The 18,952-nt window shown below is 39.6% G+C and carries 20 protein-coding genes; 7 read left to right on the top strand and 13 right to left on the bottom strand.

Annotated features, from left to right (window positions below):
- The first annotated feature begins 2 nt into the window (after positions 1 to 2).
- Positions 3 to 932 (top strand): rhomboid family intramembrane serine protease, encoded by a 930-nt coding sequence (locus tag HMJ38_RS02600; protein WP_194972824.1) that lies wholly within the window; start codon positions 3 to 5, stop codon positions 930 to 932.
- 4 nt (positions 933 to 936) lie between these two features.
- On the opposite strand, the gene HMJ38_RS02595 is transcribed toward HMJ38_RS02600, so the two are convergent.
- The 4 genes from HMJ38_RS02595 to HMJ38_RS25250 all read right to left on the bottom strand — a co-directional run bounded on the left by HMJ38_RS02595 (position 937) and on the right by HMJ38_RS25250 (position 2,789).
- Positions 937 to 1,404 carry a hypothetical protein gene (locus HMJ38_RS02595; protein WP_194972823.1) on the bottom strand — a complete coding sequence of 156 codons (468 nt, stop codon included), beginning with the start codon at positions 1,402 to 1,404 and terminating at the stop codon, positions 937 to 939.
- A gap of 427 nt (positions 1,405 to 1,831) precedes the next feature.
- On the bottom strand, positions 1,832 to 2,095 hold the full coding sequence (locus tag HMJ38_RS02590; protein WP_194972822.1) for a Txe/YoeB family addiction module toxin: 264 nt from the start codon (positions 2,093 to 2,095) through the stop codon (positions 1,832 to 1,834).
- The gene (locus HMJ38_RS02585; RefSeq protein WP_194972821.1) at positions 2,083 to 2,295 is read right to left on the bottom strand and encodes a DUF2683 family protein; all 213 of its coding nucleotides are present in this window, start codon (positions 2,293 to 2,295) and stop codon (positions 2,083 to 2,085) included. The genes HMJ38_RS02590 and HMJ38_RS02585 overlap by 13 nt, the downstream gene beginning before the upstream one ends.
- 263 nt (positions 2,296 to 2,558) lie before the next feature.
- Positions 2,559 to 2,789 (bottom strand): hypothetical protein, encoded by a 231-nt coding sequence (locus HMJ38_RS25250; RefSeq protein ID WP_228779841.1) that lies wholly within the window; start codon positions 2,787 to 2,789, stop codon positions 2,559 to 2,561.
- 54 nt (positions 2,790 to 2,843) lie between these two features.
- Between HMJ38_RS25250 and HMJ38_RS02580 the strand changes: the two genes are divergently transcribed.
- Complete coding sequence (locus tag HMJ38_RS02580) at positions 2,844 to 3,935, top strand: BF3164 family lipoprotein (RefSeq protein ID WP_194972820.1); 1,092 nt, start codon at positions 2,844 to 2,846, stop codon at positions 3,933 to 3,935.
- A gap of 159 nt (positions 3,936 to 4,094) precedes the next feature.
- On the opposite strand, the gene rlmN is transcribed toward HMJ38_RS02580, so the two are convergent.
- Positions 4,095 to 5,156 carry a 23S rRNA (adenine(2503)-C(2))-methyltransferase RlmN gene (gene rlmN / locus HMJ38_RS02575; protein ID WP_194972819.1) on the bottom strand — a complete coding sequence of 354 codons (1,062 nt, stop codon included), beginning with the start codon at positions 5,154 to 5,156 and terminating at the stop codon, positions 4,095 to 4,097.
- A gap of 214 nt (positions 5,157 to 5,370) precedes the next feature.
- Between rlmN and HMJ38_RS02570 the strand changes: the two genes are divergently transcribed.
- Positions 5,371 to 5,583 (top strand): hypothetical protein, encoded by a 213-nt coding sequence (locus HMJ38_RS02570; protein ID WP_194972818.1) that lies wholly within the window; start codon positions 5,371 to 5,373, stop codon positions 5,581 to 5,583.
- Between the two features lie 54 nt (positions 5,584 to 5,637).
- Here the strand turns inward: HMJ38_RS02570 and HMJ38_RS25500 are convergent, their stop codons facing one another.
- Positions 5,638 to 5,772: a hypothetical protein gene (locus tag HMJ38_RS25500; RefSeq protein WP_262892865.1), complete on the bottom strand. Its 135-nt coding sequence runs from the start codon at positions 5,770 to 5,772 to the stop codon at positions 5,638 to 5,640.
- An 11-nt stretch (positions 5,773 to 5,783) separates the two neighbouring features.
- Positions 5,784 to 6,578, bottom strand: a complete 795-nt coding sequence (locus HMJ38_RS02565; protein WP_228779840.1) for a TIM barrel protein — start codon at positions 6,576 to 6,578, stop codon at positions 5,784 to 5,786.
- Positions 6,579 to 6,749: 171 nt separating this feature from the next.
- Between HMJ38_RS02565 and HMJ38_RS02560 the strand changes: the two genes are divergently transcribed.
- Entirely contained in the window at positions 6,750 to 7,880 is a 1,131-nt protein-coding gene (locus HMJ38_RS02560; protein WP_194972817.1) for an App1 family protein, read from the top strand.
- Between the two features lie 190 nt (positions 7,881 to 8,070).
- Here HMJ38_RS02560 and HMJ38_RS02555 read toward each other — a convergent pair whose 3' ends face one another.
- The 5 genes from HMJ38_RS02555 to HMJ38_RS02535 all read right to left on the bottom strand — a co-directional run bounded on the left by HMJ38_RS02555 (position 8,071) and on the right by HMJ38_RS02535 (position 13,564).
- Complete coding sequence (locus tag HMJ38_RS02555) at positions 8,071 to 9,096, bottom strand: cyanophycinase (RefSeq protein ID WP_194972816.1); 1,026 nt, start codon at positions 9,094 to 9,096, stop codon at positions 8,071 to 8,073.
- 93 nt (positions 9,097 to 9,189) lie between these two features.
- Entirely contained in the window at positions 9,190 to 10,335 is a 1,146-nt protein-coding gene (locus HMJ38_RS02550) for an acyltransferase family protein (RefSeq protein WP_194972815.1), read from the bottom strand.
- A gap of 94 nt (positions 10,336 to 10,429) precedes the next feature.
- Positions 10,430 to 11,299, bottom strand: a complete 870-nt coding sequence (locus tag HMJ38_RS02545) for a LytR/AlgR family response regulator transcription factor (RefSeq protein ID WP_194972814.1) — start codon at positions 11,297 to 11,299, stop codon at positions 10,430 to 10,432.
- Positions 11,300 to 11,335: 36 nt separating this feature from the next.
- Complete coding sequence (locus HMJ38_RS02540) at positions 11,336 to 12,310, bottom strand: S41 family peptidase (protein ID WP_194972813.1); 975 nt, start codon at positions 12,308 to 12,310, stop codon at positions 11,336 to 11,338.
- Between the two features lie 42 nt (positions 12,311 to 12,352).
- Positions 12,353 to 13,564, bottom strand: a complete 1,212-nt coding sequence (locus tag HMJ38_RS02535) for an ATP-binding protein (protein WP_194972812.1) — start codon at positions 13,562 to 13,564, stop codon at positions 12,353 to 12,355.
- 185 nt (positions 13,565 to 13,749) lie between these two features.
- Between HMJ38_RS02535 and HMJ38_RS02530 the strand changes: the two genes are divergently transcribed.
- On the top strand, positions 13,750 to 14,682 hold the full coding sequence (locus tag HMJ38_RS02530) for a dihydrodipicolinate synthase family protein (protein WP_194972811.1): 933 nt from the start codon (positions 13,750 to 13,752) through the stop codon (positions 14,680 to 14,682).
- Positions 14,683 to 14,705: 23 nt separating this feature from the next.
- Positions 14,706 to 16,190, top strand: a complete 1,485-nt coding sequence (locus tag HMJ38_RS02525) for a sodium:solute symporter (RefSeq protein ID WP_194972810.1) — start codon at positions 14,706 to 14,708, stop codon at positions 16,188 to 16,190.
- On the opposite strand, the gene HMJ38_RS02520 is transcribed toward HMJ38_RS02525, so the two are convergent.
- Complete coding sequence (locus tag HMJ38_RS02520; RefSeq protein WP_194972809.1) at positions 16,183 to 16,455, bottom strand: hypothetical protein; 273 nt, start codon at positions 16,453 to 16,455, stop codon at positions 16,183 to 16,185. The genes HMJ38_RS02525 and HMJ38_RS02520 overlap by 8 nt on opposite strands.
- A gap of 175 nt (positions 16,456 to 16,630) precedes the next feature.
- Between HMJ38_RS02520 and HMJ38_RS02515 the strand changes: the two genes are divergently transcribed.
- The gene (locus HMJ38_RS02515; protein WP_194972808.1) at positions 16,631 to 18,805 is read left to right on the top strand and encodes a bifunctional alpha,alpha-trehalose-phosphate synthase (UDP-forming)/trehalose-phosphatase; all 2,175 of its coding nucleotides are present in this window, start codon (positions 16,631 to 16,633) and stop codon (positions 18,803 to 18,805) included.
- The last annotated feature ends 147 nt before the right edge of the window (positions 18,806 to 18,952 follow it).

Below are 18,952 nucleotides of genomic sequence, written 5' to 3'. Positions count from 1 at the left end.
TTATGTACGGAGGATTCTTGTTAAACCTTAGAAACGCTTTCAAGCAAAACAACAACAGCTTGTATAAGATCATTGCGATCAACATTCTGGTGTTTTTTGCCATGCTTGTTGTCAGGGTCATTTTTACTTTTTCAGGGGCAGGATCATTGTATCAGGCTTTTAGGTCCCTTTTGATGATGCCTGCAGATATTGGTCAGATTATTACCCAACCATGGTCAATTTTGACTTATATGTTTTTTCATGAAGGATTATTCCACATCCTGTTCAATATGCTTTTCCTATATTGGTTTGGGCTGCTTTTACATGAATATCTAGGAAGTCGGAAACTGGCTAATATTTATATCCTAGGTGGATTGGCAGGAGCATTACTTTATGTGGTGATGTACAATATTTCTCCCTATTTCAGTGAAGTCGTAAGTTCTTCCAGGATGCTAGGGGCAAGTGCGGGTGTTTATGCCGTAGTAGTGGCAGCAGCCACGCTTTCACCCAATACCACCTTTTTCCTACTACTTCTCGGTCCTGTTAAGATCAAATACATCGCCATTTTCTATGTGCTCATTGCATTTGTAAACTCTGCTGGTGAGAATGCCGGAGGGGAGTTGGCGCATTTGGGTGGGGCAGCTTTGGGTTTTATCTATGTCTATCAACTTCAAAAAGGAAAAGATTTAGGCGTTTGGATACAGGCTATCGGAAACTTTTTTGTCAATATTTTCGAGAAAAAGCCCTCTGTAAAAGTGACTTACCGAAAAAAGAAATCATACACCACCACTCCTGACCCGGCTCCATCTAAGACAGGAAATAGTTCATCAGGAAAAATTGAAGTTGCTACCCAAGAGGAAATTGATCTTATCCTTGACAAAATCGCCGAAAAAGGCTACGATGCGCTTAGCAAGGAAGAAAAAAGGAAGCTTTTTGAATTCAGTAAAAAATAGATTTTTACAATTTCCAAACCAATGCAACCCTTAGCACGGTTTGTCTGGTATTCTGACTTTGTACCTTAAATTCCGTATTCATTCCAAGGTTACCGATCAGGTCGAAATAAGATCCGACACCAAAATTACCCCCCGCTCTAGAAATCGTAGTTCCCGGAAGTCCCGGTTGCGTATTGAGCCAAAGATTATTGTATCCCCCCAACACATAGATCTGGGACACGCCTTCTGTAATGTAATAGCGCAAATCCACATTCAGATTGGACTCCCTTCCGACATTTGGAAACCAATAGGTGAAATTCGGAGCAATCGAAAACTTATCCACAAAGAAATATTCAACCCCTGCATTGGCCCCGATAATATTGATCTGAAACCTGTAATCCACCCCCAATTGAATACGGGTGTCCCCTTGTTCCTGGGCCTTGGCCAATTGAAATGATGCGAAAAGCAAAAATAAAACGAGTAGATTTTTCATGGAATCATTATTTGGGTCAGCACAAAACTATTTAAACATCGGGAAAAGGAAAGGAAATTCTTAAAAATAAAGAACAAGGGTCAATAAAACTGCACCTCCCTAAGAGAAGAATAAGCTTGAATGGAAGCTGGGTGTAGTTTGCAATTACGCCCTACAATCTTCCAACCATCCCGATAGCTATCAGGATGCAATTGAATCACTAAAAGCCATATCCTCCTAGGTTTTAAATTTGGCACCTATGAAATTCGGGAATTGCTCCCGACCACTGTACGGGATCCACGGATAGAAAGGTGTAGATGCTCCCTACAACCGTACTGGAATACACCTAGCGCCTTCGCCAATCTTTACCCACGTGGGTTGATTAACTTCCAATAGCTTTACTGAAATATCTAAAAAAACTAAAAATCCTGTTATAAAAAGGCTTTTTTCAATAATGTCCTTTTGCAGAAAGAATAAAGATTTTATGATCGAAAACCTCGTAAACTAGACGATGCTCTTTGTTGATTCTGCGAGACCAGCATCCAGAGAGCCCATGTTTTAAAGGCTCCGGTTTTCCAATACCTTCAAAGGGTGTTTGCTGAACCGATTCGATGAGTTTGCGGATTTTTTTCAGGATGCCGTTTTGACCAGACTTTTTGAAATGGCCAATATCTTCTTTAGCCTGGATAGTGAACTCAATTAATCTTTCCATATATCGTCCAAATCCATCTTTACAGTTTCCCCTTTTTGGGCCTGCCTTCTGCTTTCTTGAATTTTGGCCACAAATTCCGGGTCATAAGGTTTTTCCTTGGTAATCTCAAATTTGATTTTAAGTGCCTCGATAAATGCCTTTAGAGCGATTTCTTGTTCTGCTGTCTCCGGATGAATAATAAATGTATTTACTGTTTTCATGATATTTCGATTTAATCGTGCCTCAACATAGAAGCGTTGTTTTTTTACCATTTCAGTCTGGGAAAGATTTCAGGGTTTCCTCAGGGACTCTACTAATTTACAAAAATTTTTATCTTGGAAAGATAGAAATCACCTTGCATTGTGTAGTTTTTTCAAAGATACAAACCTTAAGAAGTAAATTAAAATTCATTGTTGCAAAGTCACCATGGGTATATATCCAGAAGCAAAATTACAATTCTAGAAAACAAAACTTTCCTTGACATTCACTTCAACCGCTTCATATAATCCTCCATCGCCAACCGGATCAGCTCGTCCAAGTGTTCTTGTTTTACCAAAGGTGCTGGAGGAAGGGCTTCCGCTTCATTCAAAGTGTTGGTCCATGTTCTTTCCGTTGAATGTCTAATTTGCCTGCTATACAAAATCTCACTATCTTTAACTAAATAAACAATTAGATTAACGAAAGAGACTAAGTGAAAACCATTATCATAAGCCATGCCCATTTGAATAATTTAGAATTCTTTTTAAATTGAAAATTAAAATTTTAGAAGATGAAGATATTCTCCATAATTTTTTTATCAGCTGTATTATTATTTTCCTGTAAAAATGAGCCAGGATCTGATTTTATTGTATTCACGGAGGATGATTTACCTGCCCCGATTTTTTTAAAGGGGAAAAAATACAACTTTGAAGAAATCATCAATCCCCGGTACATCTTTCTCAAGGAAGGTCATTTGATTGTCACTGAAAGAAAAAATGAATATGACAATAAAATCCAAATCATCGATATTGCAAATGAAACTTACAAAAGTTCAAAAGGCATCCATGGTTTAGGTCCCGGAGAAATCACCTTGGCCTATAAAATTGAGGACCGGGGAGAAGCCGGAAAGTTTTGGACTTTCGATATGGAACAGATCAAATTTTCAAAATTTGACCTTTATGATACAGTCAAACTTGCTGAGGAACAGACTGGCAGGGAAATGAAAACTGGGGTCTTCAGCACGGACCTTTCCTGGACTTCAGATTCTACATTGCTTTCCACGTTAGTAGATGGCTGGACCAAATATTTTGAATTCAGTATCTCAGGAGATACCCTCAGGCAATTTGGTAACTGGAAAGATATGGTCACAGGTAAAGAATATCCAACAAGAATAAAAAAAGAGGATCTCGATGCCAATGTCATCAGCAGTATATTTCAGGGGGAAATCAAAGGAAATCCCACCAAAACCTATTTCATCAAGGCCGGAAGTATAGTAGATTTTATAGAAATCATCCATCTGGAAAGTGAGACAATCAAAACCATTTACGGTCCGGTAAATGAAATCCCAAATTTTGAAATCAGCTATAGCATGGGCTATCAGATGGCTTCTGTCGACAGAACAAGTCCAAGCCGTTATATCGATGTTTATCCGGGTGAAACCTCATTCTTTTTATTATACAGTGGGAAACATTGGCAAAAATTTAGTGATTCCGACAGCTTGAACAGAATTTTTGAGGTGGATTATGAAGGGAATCTTCTCAATCAATATCAGGTGAACTTTCCTCTTTTGAGTATCACGGTAGATGAAAAAAACAAAAAAATCTATGCGCTTACCGTCGATGAAGAGCCAAACGTAGTTGAATTTTCTTTGACTGATAGCTAAAACAATTATCAACGGAAATTCCAAGGATTGAAAGGTGTAGATACTCCCGACAATTGTACCGGACTACACCTAGGCCCTCCGACAATCTTTAACTAAATTGGTTGTCAGGGTTGATCCTTTTATTTCTTTTGCGTCTTAGTGTCTTTGTGGGCAATAATCCTACCCCAACTGCCCCACTTCATTCTTATTCGCCAATTGCCCACAGGCAGCATCGATGTCCTGCCCACGGGATTTTCTGACTTTGGCGATGATGCCGTTTTGTTCCAATATCCGGACATACATTTCCACGGCTTCCTTGGATGCCTGACGGAATTCACCCTCGTCGATTGGGTTGTATTGGATGATATTGACTTTGGAAGGAATGATTTTACAGAATTTTGCCAAAGCCCTGGCATGTTCTTCGTTGTCGTTGATGCCTTCCCAGATTACATATTCATAGGTGACTTTTCGTTTGGTTTTTTGATACCAGTACTTCAGGGATTCAGCCAAATCCTCTAAGGGATTGACATCATTGATGGGCATTAACCTGCTACGGGTTTCGTTGATGGCTGAGTGCAGGGAAACGGCAAGATTGAACTTCACCTCATCATCAGCCATCTTTTTGATCATTTTGGGTATCCCGACTGTAGAAAGTGTGATCCTTCTCGCTGCCATTCCCAGGCCATCAGGAGATGTGATTTTGTCGATGGCTTCTATGACATTGGCATAATTGAGAAGTGGTTCGCCCATTCCCATAAATACTATATTGGTCAGGGGCCTGTTGAAGTAAGTCTCTGCCTCTTCTTTTATTGCCACTACTTGATCGTAGATTTCGTCTGGGTTGAGGTTTCGCATGCGTTTAAGTCTTGCAGTGGCACAGAAGTTACAATCCAGGCTGCAACCCACTTGAGAGGAAACACAGGCGGTGATTCTTTTTGTGGTGGGGATCAGAACAGATTCTACTATTTTCTCGTCATAAAGCTTCACGGCATTTTTGATTGTACCGTCGGTAGAGTGCTGCATCAGGTCCACCAATATGTGGTTGATGGTGAAGTTCTCTTTGAGCATTTCCCTGGTTTCTTTAGAGATATTGCTCATGTCATCAAAGTTTTTCAGGGACTTGTTCCACAGCCATTCATACACCTGCTTGGCACGAAACTTCTTTTCACCATGGGAGATAAAAAATTCTTCCAACTGCTCCAAGGTAAACTTCCTAATGTCTTTTTTTACGGTACTGTCCATGGGGCAAAGGTAGGGGATTTAAAGAACTTGTCCGTCGTGGAGGATTGGAAGATTGAAAAATTAGAAAATTGGAAGATTGGGAAGGCTGAAACTTACAAGGAAGTGCCTGAATTTCAGGAAAAGGTGTTTTACATAAAGTCCTAAATTGAATATCTGCATAATTTCAAGCTAATCCATTTTTAAAATCCTTTAAATTTAATTGTATATTTACCCTTTGAAATCTATTGAAATTCAGAGCGATAATAAAGAAATAATTGAAGCTTTTAAGAAACTGGCCGAGGCGTTTAAGGTTAAGTTTACCGAGAAAGATGATTTGGCCAAGGAAACAAACCCTTCCCCTAGCAATGACCCTTATTTTGAAAATTCCGGAGTATTGAAGGGTATAAAAAGAGGCATTGAGGATAGTAAGGCTGGAAGGGTGGTTTAATTGACACGAGAAGAACGTGAAAAGTTGCTTGGATTATGAGCTTTGAGGTGGAATTCACCCGTTCATCGCATCCCTCACTTCCACCAAAGTATCCCTAATCTCCACAATACTTTCCCATTCCTTGTCTTTTTCGCCATGCTCGATGCCTACATAGCCGTGGTAGCCATGGGAAAGCACGATTTTCATCATCCGCTCATAGTCTAATGGATATTGGTTTCCCTTGTCATCAAAGACAGTTGGCTTGAGACTGACACCTTTGGCCATGGCATCAGTTCATCCACACCCTGATAAGAGTCATAGGAAACATGTTTGTTCTCATCCCTAAAAATCCTAAAGTTGCCAAAATCCGGTAGGCTGCCGGCTCTTTTATGTCCGGTCTGTTCGAGCATACCTACGAGCCATTTGCCATCGATGGAAAATCCGCCATGGTTTTCGATAATGATATTGATATCAAAGTCATCAGCAAATTCACAAAGAGATCGCATGCCATCTGCACAAAGCTTCATAGCTTCTGCAGCCATCTTTGGATCCGTTGACCAAGGAATCTCAGTATAGGCATTGATCCGAATGGAATGACATCCCAAAAACTCCGCGGCCTCCACCCATTTTTTATGGTTTTCAACGGTCTGTTGCCTATCAGTAGCAGCCTTGGCTCCCAAAGTCCCTTCCCTATCCACCATGATCAAGACCTGGTCGATCCCCTCATTATCGCATCGGGTATTCATTTCCTTGAGATAGTTTCTGTCCTGAGCCTTATCCATAAAAAAATGATTGACATACTCCACCGCAAGAATTCCATGCTTTTTGCTCATCAAAGGAAAATCAAGATGATCCATCTGTCCCGAAAAAAGCAACCGGTTGACAGACCATTCTGCAAGAGAGATTTTGAACAAAGGGTCTTGTTTTTTCATAGTGAAACTGAATTGGGGAATACCGAATCCTAAAGCTGCTGTTGCCAATCCGGCTTTTTTGAGAAAATCTCTTCTACGATTCATCACGAAATATTTTGGGTTATAAAGATTGATTGGGTTTGAAAATTCTGTCTTATCCGATTCTGTTAATTCAGATACCCTAAAGACAAATCGATTATTAATATCGCAAAAAAGAATAGAATCACAACAGTATTTTGGCTAATTTGGATTCCTGATTTTTAAAAACCAGTCAAATTGAAAAGACGCCAATCTTACCTACTACCTTTTTTATACCAAATCAAGCGGGCTTATTCTTCTTTTAAACTCAAATCCGGAATCAAACTAGGACTGATCAAGTCAATCATGATCATGCCTTACAAAGGTTTTGGCAACGAACGGGAAATATATTTTGTAGCAAGAATTCTCAGGGACCGAAAAATCGGACCTTCGGATGCACAAGATAGGCGATTGAGAAACTTTCAAAAAATGTATAAACGCTTTATGACTTGGGAAATACCCCATGTGAGGGTCAAAGCTACATTTTATGAAAATGAAGTTATTGCTGTATCTGATGAGGAAGGCTATGCTGAATTCAGAATCCCTGTTCCTGCCAATTGTACCTTTACCAATCAATGGGAGGAAGTACACTTGGAATTATTGGATAAGGTCATTTCGAAACAGGGTCAAGTAGCGGCCATCAATAAGATATTCATGCCCTCTGAACATTTGGAGTATGGAATCATTTCGGATATTGATGATACTATTGTACCAACAGGTGCTACGAGACTATGGGAAATGATCAAGACGACTTTTTTGGGAAATGCCTATTCCCGAATTCCATTTCCAGGTGTTTCGGCATTTTACAAAGCAATGGAAAAAGGGAGGGATGAAATCGAAAGCAACCCCTTGTTTTATGTATCGAGCAGCCCCTGGAACCTTTATGATTTCCTGATGGAGTTTTTGGAAGTGCATCATATTCCCAAAGGTCCCTTGATGTTAAGGGATATTGGCTTGTCCAGGGAACAATTGATAGCCGGTAGTCATTTTGACCACAAGTTGTCCCAAGTGGAAAAGATATTTGAATTTTATGGAGAAATTCCTTTTATCCTGATCGGCGATTCCGGTCAACATGACCCGGAAATTTACCTGCAAGTGATCAAAGATTATCCAGGTAGGGTCAAGATGATTTATATCCGGGATGTCCAAGTGTCCCGGCATGCTGCGATGGAAGAGATTCAATTGAAAATGCAAAACCTCGGAGTGGAGATGCTCTTGGTGACGGATACCATGGACGCTGCAAGGCACGCACTGGATAAAGGCTGGATCCTAAAATCAGATGTAATCGATATCGCCGAAACCAAAAAAGAAGACGAGGAAGCTTCGTAAATGCCTTTTTCAGGGAGGTTTAAAAAAATAATGAACCACAAAAGTTACAAAAGGGTACAAAAGAAAAATAAAAAAATTGGTTTCATTCAACCTCAAATTTTACTCACTTTTGTTTCCTTTTGTCTCTTTTGTGGTTCAAAAAAATTAAATCCATATTCCTTCTTATATTTTTAAATGACCAGAAAAAAATTCAATTGATCTTTAGTTCCCCCGCTTCCACATACCAAAATCCATCCCATTCCCATTCCCATGTTTTGAGATCCAAAGATGGATTTTGATCAGCATTGACCGTTTTATATTTCAGGGCTTGTTGGCCAAGGTTCCATGTTAGGGGAGTTTGGTTTTGGAGTGTTTCGGCTAGTTGGTCTGCATTGGATTCCATCAGGTAAAAAGCATTGGCCTGACCAAAAACTTTGGCTTGGCCATCTTTGTCAATCACCACCGCAGTCTTCTCATCTACTGCAATGGCCTTGAGAAGCTCATTATTGGCAAGGTTTTTCAACCTTGCCAAAAACCCGACCAATCTGCCTTCTCTCCCTCTCTGAGAAAAATGCTGGTCAGTGATTGTGTTTTGCAAAAGGGGATGATTGATGAGACTGGACCGGCGAACTGTCAATCTTTCATCAAATGGATTTTGGAGGGCTTCCTGACTGATGATGGAACCGCTTTCCCCTGTATAGACAAACTCACCCATAATGGCACAACCTGCACTTGTTCCACCTATCGGAATTTGTTTTTCATGGATCAGGTACTGAATGGCCTCTTCAACTTTGGTGCCTTCCCATAATCTCAAGTATTGGGACTGATCACCACCCGCAATAAACAAGGCCTCGGCATTCATCAAGGTCTCAAACACCTTTTCATCATTGGCGGATTCAACTGTATTGAGACGCAAGGTTTCTACAGAATTCAGTCCACCCATATTATAGAGGTAATCATTGTATCCATCTCCGCCACTTACCCTGATGATCACAAAATCCCCACCGCCCGACCTTTCGATCATCCATAACATGGCTGCATCCACATCCGTGCTGCCGCCCATCAGGACAAGTCCACTTTCCGTATCGGTCTGTAGATCCTCAGCATTTCCGACCCTCCCCAAGGAATAAGAATTCCCAACAGGAGGAATAGGGGGCATGATGGGTTCAGCATTACAGGCATAAGTGAAAAGTAGAAAGAAAGAAATCGCTGCAGAAAAATGCTTGGATCTGACCATGATAATTCAAAATTTGTAATTGAAATGCAAACTAATGAATACATTTAAATTCCCCCAATTTGTCCAAAATCATTTTGAAACAAACTAAACAAATCAGGCATAAATTCTTTTACCAACTCCTTCAGGCTTGCTTTGCTTAAGTCCAAACAAAGGTCTAATCCATTTCCACCTCCTGATACCAAATTCATAAACCAACCAGGAAAAACCAAATGTTCCTGCCGACATGACCAGGAACTTGGGCCAAAACCCCCAATCCAAGTGCATCAAATAAAATCCTATCGCAATAGTGAAAGTCTGATGAAGAATATAAAATGGATAGACCGACTCATTGGCATAGGTCAGGGCTGTGCTGGGCCGATTCAGGTAAGCAGCCGCATAACCGAACAAAGCCAATATCCAAGCCCAAAGGTTGAACACTTTGAAAAAGGCTTCAATGAAATGGATCAAAGTAGAATCTGCATACACCTGTCTCAATCCAATCAATAGTGTGAAACCGACCAACCCACAATAGAGGTATTTCCTTCTGTTTTGCAAAACAGTTTTCCAGAAAATATCTTTGACAGAAATCAATAAAAAGCCAAAAAAGAACAGTGTAATATAATTCACCACATTGAACCAATCTCCCCATAGGGCATGGGTGGAGGGGAAAAAAGGCTCCAATAAAGATTCCCATAGATAAAGCGGAATGATCAACCAAAACAGACCAAAAGGCCTGGAAGCTAGGACAGTCATTTTTTTCAATAACCAGCTTTGAGGATGATTTCTGAGGTAAAGGAAAGCAGGAATCAACACCAGAGAAAAGAGCAACAGGTAGGGCAAAAACCACAAGTGGTGCCAAGAAAAATTACCCTCGGGGTAAACTCCGATAAATGCCTGTGATGGCCAAAATTCGAAATATCCCTCAGTAAATTGACCTTTATCCAAACGCTCAAAATAAACCTGGGGAGGAACAACCAAAAGAATACCAACCATCAATGGCAACAAAAGTCTTTGAATCCTTTCTTTGGCAAAATGTCCACCGCTTCTTTTGGAAAGGGCGTAATAGGTTCCCATCCCAGAAATCACAAAAAGGATAGGCAAACGCCATTGATTCACAAATAACATAGGCCACCGCAAGTCGGGATAAATGATGTCATTCTTGATATGGAATCCCCAAGGGACAAAAAACATCCCAACATGGTAAAATATCAGCAATCCGAAAACGATTACCCTTAGCCAATCTAAGTCATGTCTGCGCATAATTTTTGATTTTGTTTTATCCAAAAGTAGATATTGAAAAGATTGAAAAAAGGGCCTTGTGATCAATGTCAAGGATTTGGGATGAAATGCAAGATTATGAGACTTTGTACTTTCTTTCAAAGTCATCAATCATCCCTCTTGATACAGGGAGTGAATCAGAATGACTTTTTACTTTCAATTGATAACCTTGTGCATTGCCTTTTACTTGCGCTACTTTTTGGAGATTTACCAAAAAAGACCTGTGAGTTTTGAAAAAATGGGGAAAGGATTGCAATTGGCTTTCAAATTCTTTGAGTGTCATTCTTTTTAAAACCTTGTTCGCTGTGTCACCTTTCTCGAAATATATCTCCAAGTAATTCCCTTCCGATTTGGCAAATAAAAACTCTTCAGGGTTGAGGTCAAAGTCATCACTTTTTTGTTGGGTAACAATAGGAAGTAGTTTTTCCCTTTGTGTTGAAAAATCAAGCTGTTGCTGACTGTTGAGAGATTTGGCGGTTTTCAGATGTGCCTTCAATAATCTCAGGTAATTCATGGGAACAAGAATAATTGCAAACAGAACTCCTACCAAAAATGTATTTCTGATTTCTTCCAAAAAGTATCTTATTGACCAGTTATCAGGATTTGAATAAATAAAATCCCTGACAAGAAACTGACTGATTCCAATCATCAACAATACACCTGCAATCAATGCGATTTCTTTTCTGACAGTCCACTTGTCTTCATTTACACTCAAATTGTTCAAACCAATAATGAGCAATACACAAAAAAAGGCATTCAAAGAATGTATCATGGAAATCCAAAAATAACTGACTTTGTGTTCAGGTCTGTAAACCACAAAAGGTTCAAAAAAATAGTTGAAGCCCATACTCATCCCAAAAATCACCGTAGCTAAGATCCAAAGGTTTTTCCCCTTGAAATAATAGGGGTAAGGTTGTTTTAGAAAATCTTGGACGTTTGAGTACATGGATTTTTCGGGATTGAAGAATAAAATTAATCAATCTTAAATTCCCAGCCATTCAAATACATCATCAAAATTTACTGTAACAGAAGAATTGCCATCCGGGTGCAAATTAGGAAAAGTGGTCAGATTGCTTTCTCTGTTCATCAGCATCGCTTTCACAAAATGTAGCTTATGCCCTTCTGCCAGGCTTCGTTGGTCTTCCAGAAAAGCCCTTCCAGCAGTGGCATTACCAAAGGTTCGGGTATTGGGCCTACTAAGTATTGCAGCAAATATTTGCTCTCCTTCCCGACAAGTTGACCCGTCAATCAAGACTGCAACTTTTGGTAAGGGAGATAATACCTCCAATGCATTTGGAACAGTCACTTTTCGAACACCACCAATGAAGGATCCACCGTTTTTATACTCCCAATCTTCTTTTTTACTGTCATCATAAAAAAATGCCCCCAAGACCCCATCTCCAAGTAAAGGCCCCAAACCGGCCAACATTCCCTCCAAATTCCCTCCTGTCAGGCTTCGGAGGTCTATGATCCAAGCATCTGTTGCCTCCAATTCTCTCCCCCTTATCTGTTCCTGAATGGCCAAAGCTATATCTTCGGGGCTTAATTGAGAGGTCGGAATATCCAAATAGGCTATATTATTGGGTAAAGCGGGTGTTTGTTTTTGGACTGAAATACAATCAAAGGCATTTTTGTCTCCTGCTACAATTTCTCCTCTTGAGTTGATCACATAACTTTTATCATCCCCAATCATCTCGAACACCTTATCCAATGCAATATAAGTATCCTCGATTTTCCGGGCATCTTTAGTCAATTCCGATATGGCCTGATCAATTTGGGACTTCTTCCAAGTGTAATTGAAACTAAATGAACTATAAAAATCATTTTCAACCAATTGGAGGAACTCATTCAAAAATGCCTCTGCTTCTGGAGAAATTGTTTCTTCATTTTTTTCCTCAGTTTCCTGACAGGAAAAAGTCAGCATAACGATAGCGAGAATTGAAAGAAATCGTTTCATTGGACATCCATTTTATCTTAGAATATTACAAAAATATATTATTTAATTCAAGAGGTCAAAGAATTTTTTGAAGTCTTGGATGATGATTTTTTTATTTTCCTTTGTCAATTGATCACTTTGATTCATCGTGATGATATAACCCTCATCCATATTGAAAAACCCCATTGCCTCCACCAAACCTTCCACTTCCCTATCCCTATTGTCAGGATTCAATTCATTGGTAACCTGTATCAGCCATCGACAAACAGTTCCCTCAAAAACCACAAAATCACATTCCTTCTTTTCTTTGAAGTAATACAGCTTTTTATTTTTTTTCCTAAAATTCAAATAAACAAGATTCTCCAAAAGTCTTCCCTTATCCTTTATGAAACTCAATGAATTGGATTTGGCAAATCCAGTATCGATGCAATAAACTTTTTTGGGATTTTTCGATATACTTTTAGAGGACCAACTAAACCGCGGAAGGAAAAACAACAAATAGGAATCCTCCATCCAAGATAAATAATCAGAAACGGTGGTAGGCGAACCGACATTGAAAGTTTTGCGGATACCATTGAAACTTACCTCTTTCCCGATATTGGATATTAAAAAAAGTGCGATATCCATCAGCACATGGGTATTTTTTATTCCATACCTGACCGCTATATCCCTATACAAGATATCTTTCAGCAACATTTGAAGTATTTCAGGGTTTTGGTCTCTTAGGAATTCAGGAAAGCCACCTTTAACCACATAGTCATTGAAATTTTCCTGACTATCATCTAGACCTAAAAAGGTGAGGTATTCTTTATATGAAAAAGGGAATACTTCATGACTGAGATATCTTCCGGTCAATCTTGTACCCATTTCCCGGCTCAAAAGTGAAGCATTTGAACCGGTGACAAATACTTTCTCCCCTCTTTCATGTAGCTGTCTCACAAAAACCTCCCAACCCTTCACATTCTGGATTTCATCAAAAAAGTAGGCTTCAACATCCTCTCCCATGACATCATCCAACTTTGAAAAATCACCTACTTCAAAACCAAATACTCTTGAATCTTCAAAGTTGAAATAGGCGACTTTTTCATAATATTTTTTGACTATCTGTCGCATCAGGGTACTCTTTCCAGATCTTCTTATGCCGGAAATTACCTCGACATGAGTAGAGGATGGTTTGAATATCTCCAACATTTCACGTTTGATAAACCCAAAATCTTTGGCTAATACTCGTTTTTGACCATCGTATGCGGCTTCTATATCTTCTTTAAATACCATAAGCATAAGTAATTTACATCACAAATATAAAGTTTATTTTGTAAAAGTAAATTGTCTTATTTTGCAAACGTAAACTAATTTACGTTAACAGCATAAGAAAATAAAAGTTAAGGCCCATTTTCATAATCTAATGGGATATTTATTTAAATTGGATTTTATACCAAATCAAAATTGGAAAATCTAAAATGAATACAGAAAATACATCAGATAAATTGGAAGGAATAATTGTTCCTATGGTTACGCCTTTACTATCCAATGGAGAATTGGACAGGAAAGGGACAGAAAGATTGATTCGACACCTGACCCAAGGGGGAGTCCATGGGATTTTTATTTTGGGAACCACAGGTGAAGCTTCCAGTTTGAAACCGGCCATCAAAAAAGAACTGATAGAAATCACCTGTAAGGAATCACAAGGCCAGCATTTGGTCTTGGCCGGTATCACCCATACGGCTTTGGATGTAAGCTTGAAAATAGCCAAAACCGCTAAAGAAAATGGCGCTGAAGCAGTTGTGGCTGCCCCTCCTTACTATTTCCATTTGGATCAGGATGACCTATTTAAATATTATATCAGACTTGCGGACCTGAGCCCCTTGCCACTCTTTTTGTATAATTTTCCCGTCATGACCAAAATCACTTTAGAGCCTGAGACGGTACAGAAATTATCCCAACATCCCAATATTATCGGAATCAAAGACAGTTCGGGAAATGGCGTATACTTCCAGAACCTATTGGAACTAAAAAAGGGGAATTCTGAATTTTCTGTGTTGATAGGTCCTGAGGAGATGCTTGCTCAATCTGTCTTTTCAGGTGGTGATGGCGGGGTCAACGGAGGTGCTAATATTTTCCCAAGTCTCTATGTCCGACTCTTTGAAGCTGCTAAAAACCATGATTTTGAAATGGTCAACAAAATCCAGCCTCTCATTCTGGAAATTTCAAAGAACATTTATGGATGTAGCCCAAAAAGCTCAAGCTACCTCTGTGGTGTCAAAGAAAGCCTCTATTATTTGGGTATCTGTGAACCTCATATCGCTCCACCTTTACAAACCGTGGACGCACTGACGAAAGAAAAAATAGTCCAAAATCTTGAAAAAATCATCTTCAAAATTAAAAGCATTTAATCCCCACCTCTCAATCACCATTTATGAATCTTCCTATCATCGACCTCACTGTTTTTTTGGTTTATGTGATTGGAATAATTGGCTTTGGGGCTTCCTTTTATTTCAAAAAAAGAACACCAATCGATTACATCACCGGAGGAGGAAGGTTGCCGGCATGGGCATTGGGAATGTCCATTTTCGCAACTTATGTGAGCAGCATCAGTTTTTTGGCCTTACCAGGCAGTGCCTATCAGTCCAATTGGAACGGTTTTGTTTTTAGTCTTTCCATACCATTGGCAGGATTTGTAGCAGTGAAATATTTTGTCCCACTCTACAGAAAACTTCAGAGCCCATCAGCCTATGCCTATCTGGAAAACAGGTTTGGAGTTTGGGCCCGGGTCTATGCCTCCACCTGCTACCTGCTTACCCAATTGGCACGCATGGGGGCCATCATGTATTTATTGGCTTTGCCCATGAATGCATTGTTTGGCTGGAGTATCCCTTTGATAATCATTGCCACAGGAATTGGGGTGGTAATATATGCCATGTTGGGAGGAATAGAAGCGGTGGTTTGGACGGATGCTGTTCAGGGTGTTTTATTAATCATAGGTGCATTGACCTGTTTTGTTTTGATCATTTGGGAAATGCCAGGAGGTTTTTCACAGGTATATGAAATAGCCCACGAACAAAATAAACTTTCCTTGGGCAGCTTTTCCTTTGATTGGAGTCAGAGTACCTTTTGGGTAATTTTGGTCTATGGATTATTTATCAATTTGCAGAATTTCGGTGTGGACCAAAGTTATATCCAACGCTATTTGGGTGCGAAAACCGAATCAGAAGCCAAGATATCAACGTGGTTGGGAAGCCTGCTTTATGTCCCGGTTTCCTTGTTGTTTTTTATGATAGGCACAGCACTTTTTACCTATTATCAACAATTCCCTGAAAACCTCCCAATAGAATTACAATCCTTTGAAAATGCGGATAAAGTTTTCCCTTATTTTATTGTTTCAACGCTTCCCAAAGGATTGACCGGACTGATGATCGCAGCCATATTTGCCGCAGGTATGAGTACACTATCTACCAGTATCAACAGTTCGGCTACAGTTATTTTGGAAGATCATGTCAAAAAATACTTATTCCCCAAACTACCGAAAGCCGTCGAGTTCAAAGTTCTGTATTTGTCTTCATTTATCATGGGATTAGCAAGTATCTTAATTGGACTGGCATTTAATGGGGTCAGTAGCGCTTTGGATGCCTGGTGGGCATTGGCTTCGATTTTCAGTGGTGGAATATTGGGACTTTTCCTTTTAGGAGTGCTGACTCAATCCGAAAGTATTATCCCAGCAATCACAGGTGTAATCTGTGGCTTGATCATCATTGCATGGATAAGTCTGGAAGAGTTACTCAGGGCTTATGGCTGGCCAGTCCTGGAACTGCATAAAAATCTAGCGATTGTTTTGGGAACCATGGCTGTTTTTATTGTGGGATTTGTTTTGGGTTGGATGGTGAATAGGGTGAGGGCTATTTAGCTTGGAGGCAATAGACCTCTCCTGTCGTCGAGGTGACAAAGCAAAGTAAACTTTGAAATCTCAAAAGCTGTTTTTGGTTCAATCGTGTTTCAGTCCTCTCCTTCCTTAATCTTCCTTCCTCATCGATATGCCAGTCCACATCCATAGAGGTGGTCGGATCTGAGGTCCAAGTGAGGTAAAATGCGTGTGGATCTGATTGGGAAAATCCTGGAATCCCAAAAAAAATTCCTGCAAAAAGAAGGATAAAATGCCTAAAATGTTTCATTTTGGTTATGTTTTTTGAGTTAGAAATACAATCTAATAAAGATAATTGACTACAATTTAACATTATCGATTTGGGTCAAAAACCTTTAAAAATGGTCAAATTTTGGACTTTTTTGACTATATTTAGAAATCTGTCTTTTATCAAAAATTCATTTATTGTTTATTAATTCCGTGTAATGGTAAAAACCATAATTGTATCAAATAGACTTCCTGTTTCCCTAAGACACCGAAATGGCCGATTCGAATTCAAACCATCGGCAGGAGGTTTGGCCACAGGCTTAGGGTCCATTTACAAATCAGGTGAAAATATCTGGATAGGCTGGCCGGGCAATACTGTTGAAGACCCCGAACAGCGAGCAGAAATCATTTTGGAATTGCATGAATTGAAAATGGCACCGGTTTTCCTTACAAAAGAAGACGTGGAGCAGTTTTATGAAGGATTCAGTAATGAAACCTTATGGCCGGCATTCCATTATTTTACCCAGTACATAGTTTACAACCCTGAGCATTGGGAAGCATACATTCGGGTCAATCAAATGTTTTGCGAGGCTATTCTAAAAAAAGCTGCTCCGGATGACACCATTTGGGTGCATGACTACCAATTATTGCTCCTCCCCAAAATGCTGAGAGAGGCCTTGCCCAATGCGACGATTGCATTTTTTCAACATATACCCTTTCCATCCTATGAAATTATCAGGATGATCCCCTGGAGAAAAGAATTGCTGGAAGGAGTCTGCGGTTCTGATTTGATCGGATTTCACACATATGACGACATGCGTCACTTTCTCAGTGCTGTGGGCAGGATCACAGGAATGTCTTCCGAAAGCGGATATATCCAAGCGGAAAATAGGATAATTAATGTCGATTCTTTTCCCATGGGTATTGATTATGGGAAATTTGAAAAACAGGCCAAAAGCAAAAAAACCCAAAATATTGTCAAAAATTTCAAAACCCAAGTAGGAGATGTCAAGCTGATCTTAACCATAGATAGACTGGATTATTCCAAAGGTATTCCTCAACGTCTCCATGTATTCTACGAACTTCTAAAAAGCCATAAGGAACTTCATGGGAAAATATCTATGATCATGGTTGTGGTGCCCAGTAGGGACATGGTACAATCCTACAAGGAACTTAAGGAAGAAATTGATTTACTGGTAGGCCGGATAAATGCAGAGTACTCCACCCTAAATTGGATACCGGTCCACTATTTCTACAGGGGTTTTCCTTTTGAGGAATTGAGTGCTTTTTATAGTATGTCTGACATCGCTTTGGTCACACCGCTTAGGGATGGGATGAATCTGGTATGCAAGGAATTTGTAGCCAGTAAAACCGACCAAACAGGTGTCCTGATTCTTTCCGAAATGGCAGGAGCTTCTAAAGAACTCATAGATGCAGTCTTGGTCAACCCCAACGATAAGCAGGGTGTGGTAGATGCTATTTATCAAGCATTAGCTATGAAACCTGAGGAACAAAAATCCAGAATGGTTTCTATGCAGGAAAGTCTGAAGAAGTATGATATTTTTCAATGGGTAAAGGTTTATCTAGATCGGTTGGAGCATGTGAAAGAGAAACAAGCGGAACTTACCTCTAGGGTGGTGGATACCAAAATTATCCAAGAAATTGAAGAAAAATTCAAAACTGCTTCCAACCCTGTTCTGTTCTTAGATTATGATGGTACGTTGACGGGATTCAAATCAAACCCACAGGATGCTATGCCTGATGCGGAGTTAAAAGCTATAATCAAAGGTTTGAGTACCAAATCTCAAGTTGTCATTATTTCCGGTAGAGATAAGGATACGCTTGGTCAATGGTTTAAAGGTCAATCAATAGATATGATTGCTGAACACGGTGTTTGGGTGAAGCGCAAATCCTCCAAGGAAGGATGGGAACTTTATGCCGAGGTAGATGATAGTTGGAAGGAAGAGATCAGAAAAATCATGGAATATTATGTACTCAGGACCCCAGGTGCATTTATTGAAGAAAAACACCATTCGTTGGTATGGCATTACAGAAAAGTAGAAAGCGGTCTAGGAGACCTAAGAATGAGGGAACTCTTTTCTCATCTCAAATATATGGCACGTGGATATAATTTGCAGGTTTTGGAAGGAAACATGGTCTTGGAAATCAAACGGCCTGATATCAACAAGGGTCGTGCAGCTGTAACCATGATGAAAGGTATAGAATATGATTTTGTCCTGGCAATTGGTGACGATTGGACAGATGAAGACACTTTCAAGGCCATGCCTAAAAATGCTTACACCATCCGGGTAGGTTATGCCTACACCCAAGCAAATTATAACATCAAATCCTACCGACAGGTACGAGACCTACTCAAAAAACTCATTGAGTAGGTGGTTTTGAAAATTCGAAAATTAAGCAATTGGTTTTAAAAAAATTAGGGAATTATATTTGAACCACAAAAGAAACAAAAGGGAACAAAAGAGGATATGACCAAAAGTTGATATTCAGTAACTTTTGTATTCTTTTGTCACTTTTGT

It is taken from the genome of Aquiflexum lacus, assembly GCF_015476655.1.
GTDB lineage: Bacteria > Bacteroidota > Bacteroidia > Cytophagales > Cyclobacteriaceae > Aquiflexum > Aquiflexum lacus.
The sequence above is the reverse complement of the archived record's forward strand: the minus strand, read 5'-3'. Positions and strand labels throughout refer to the sequence as shown.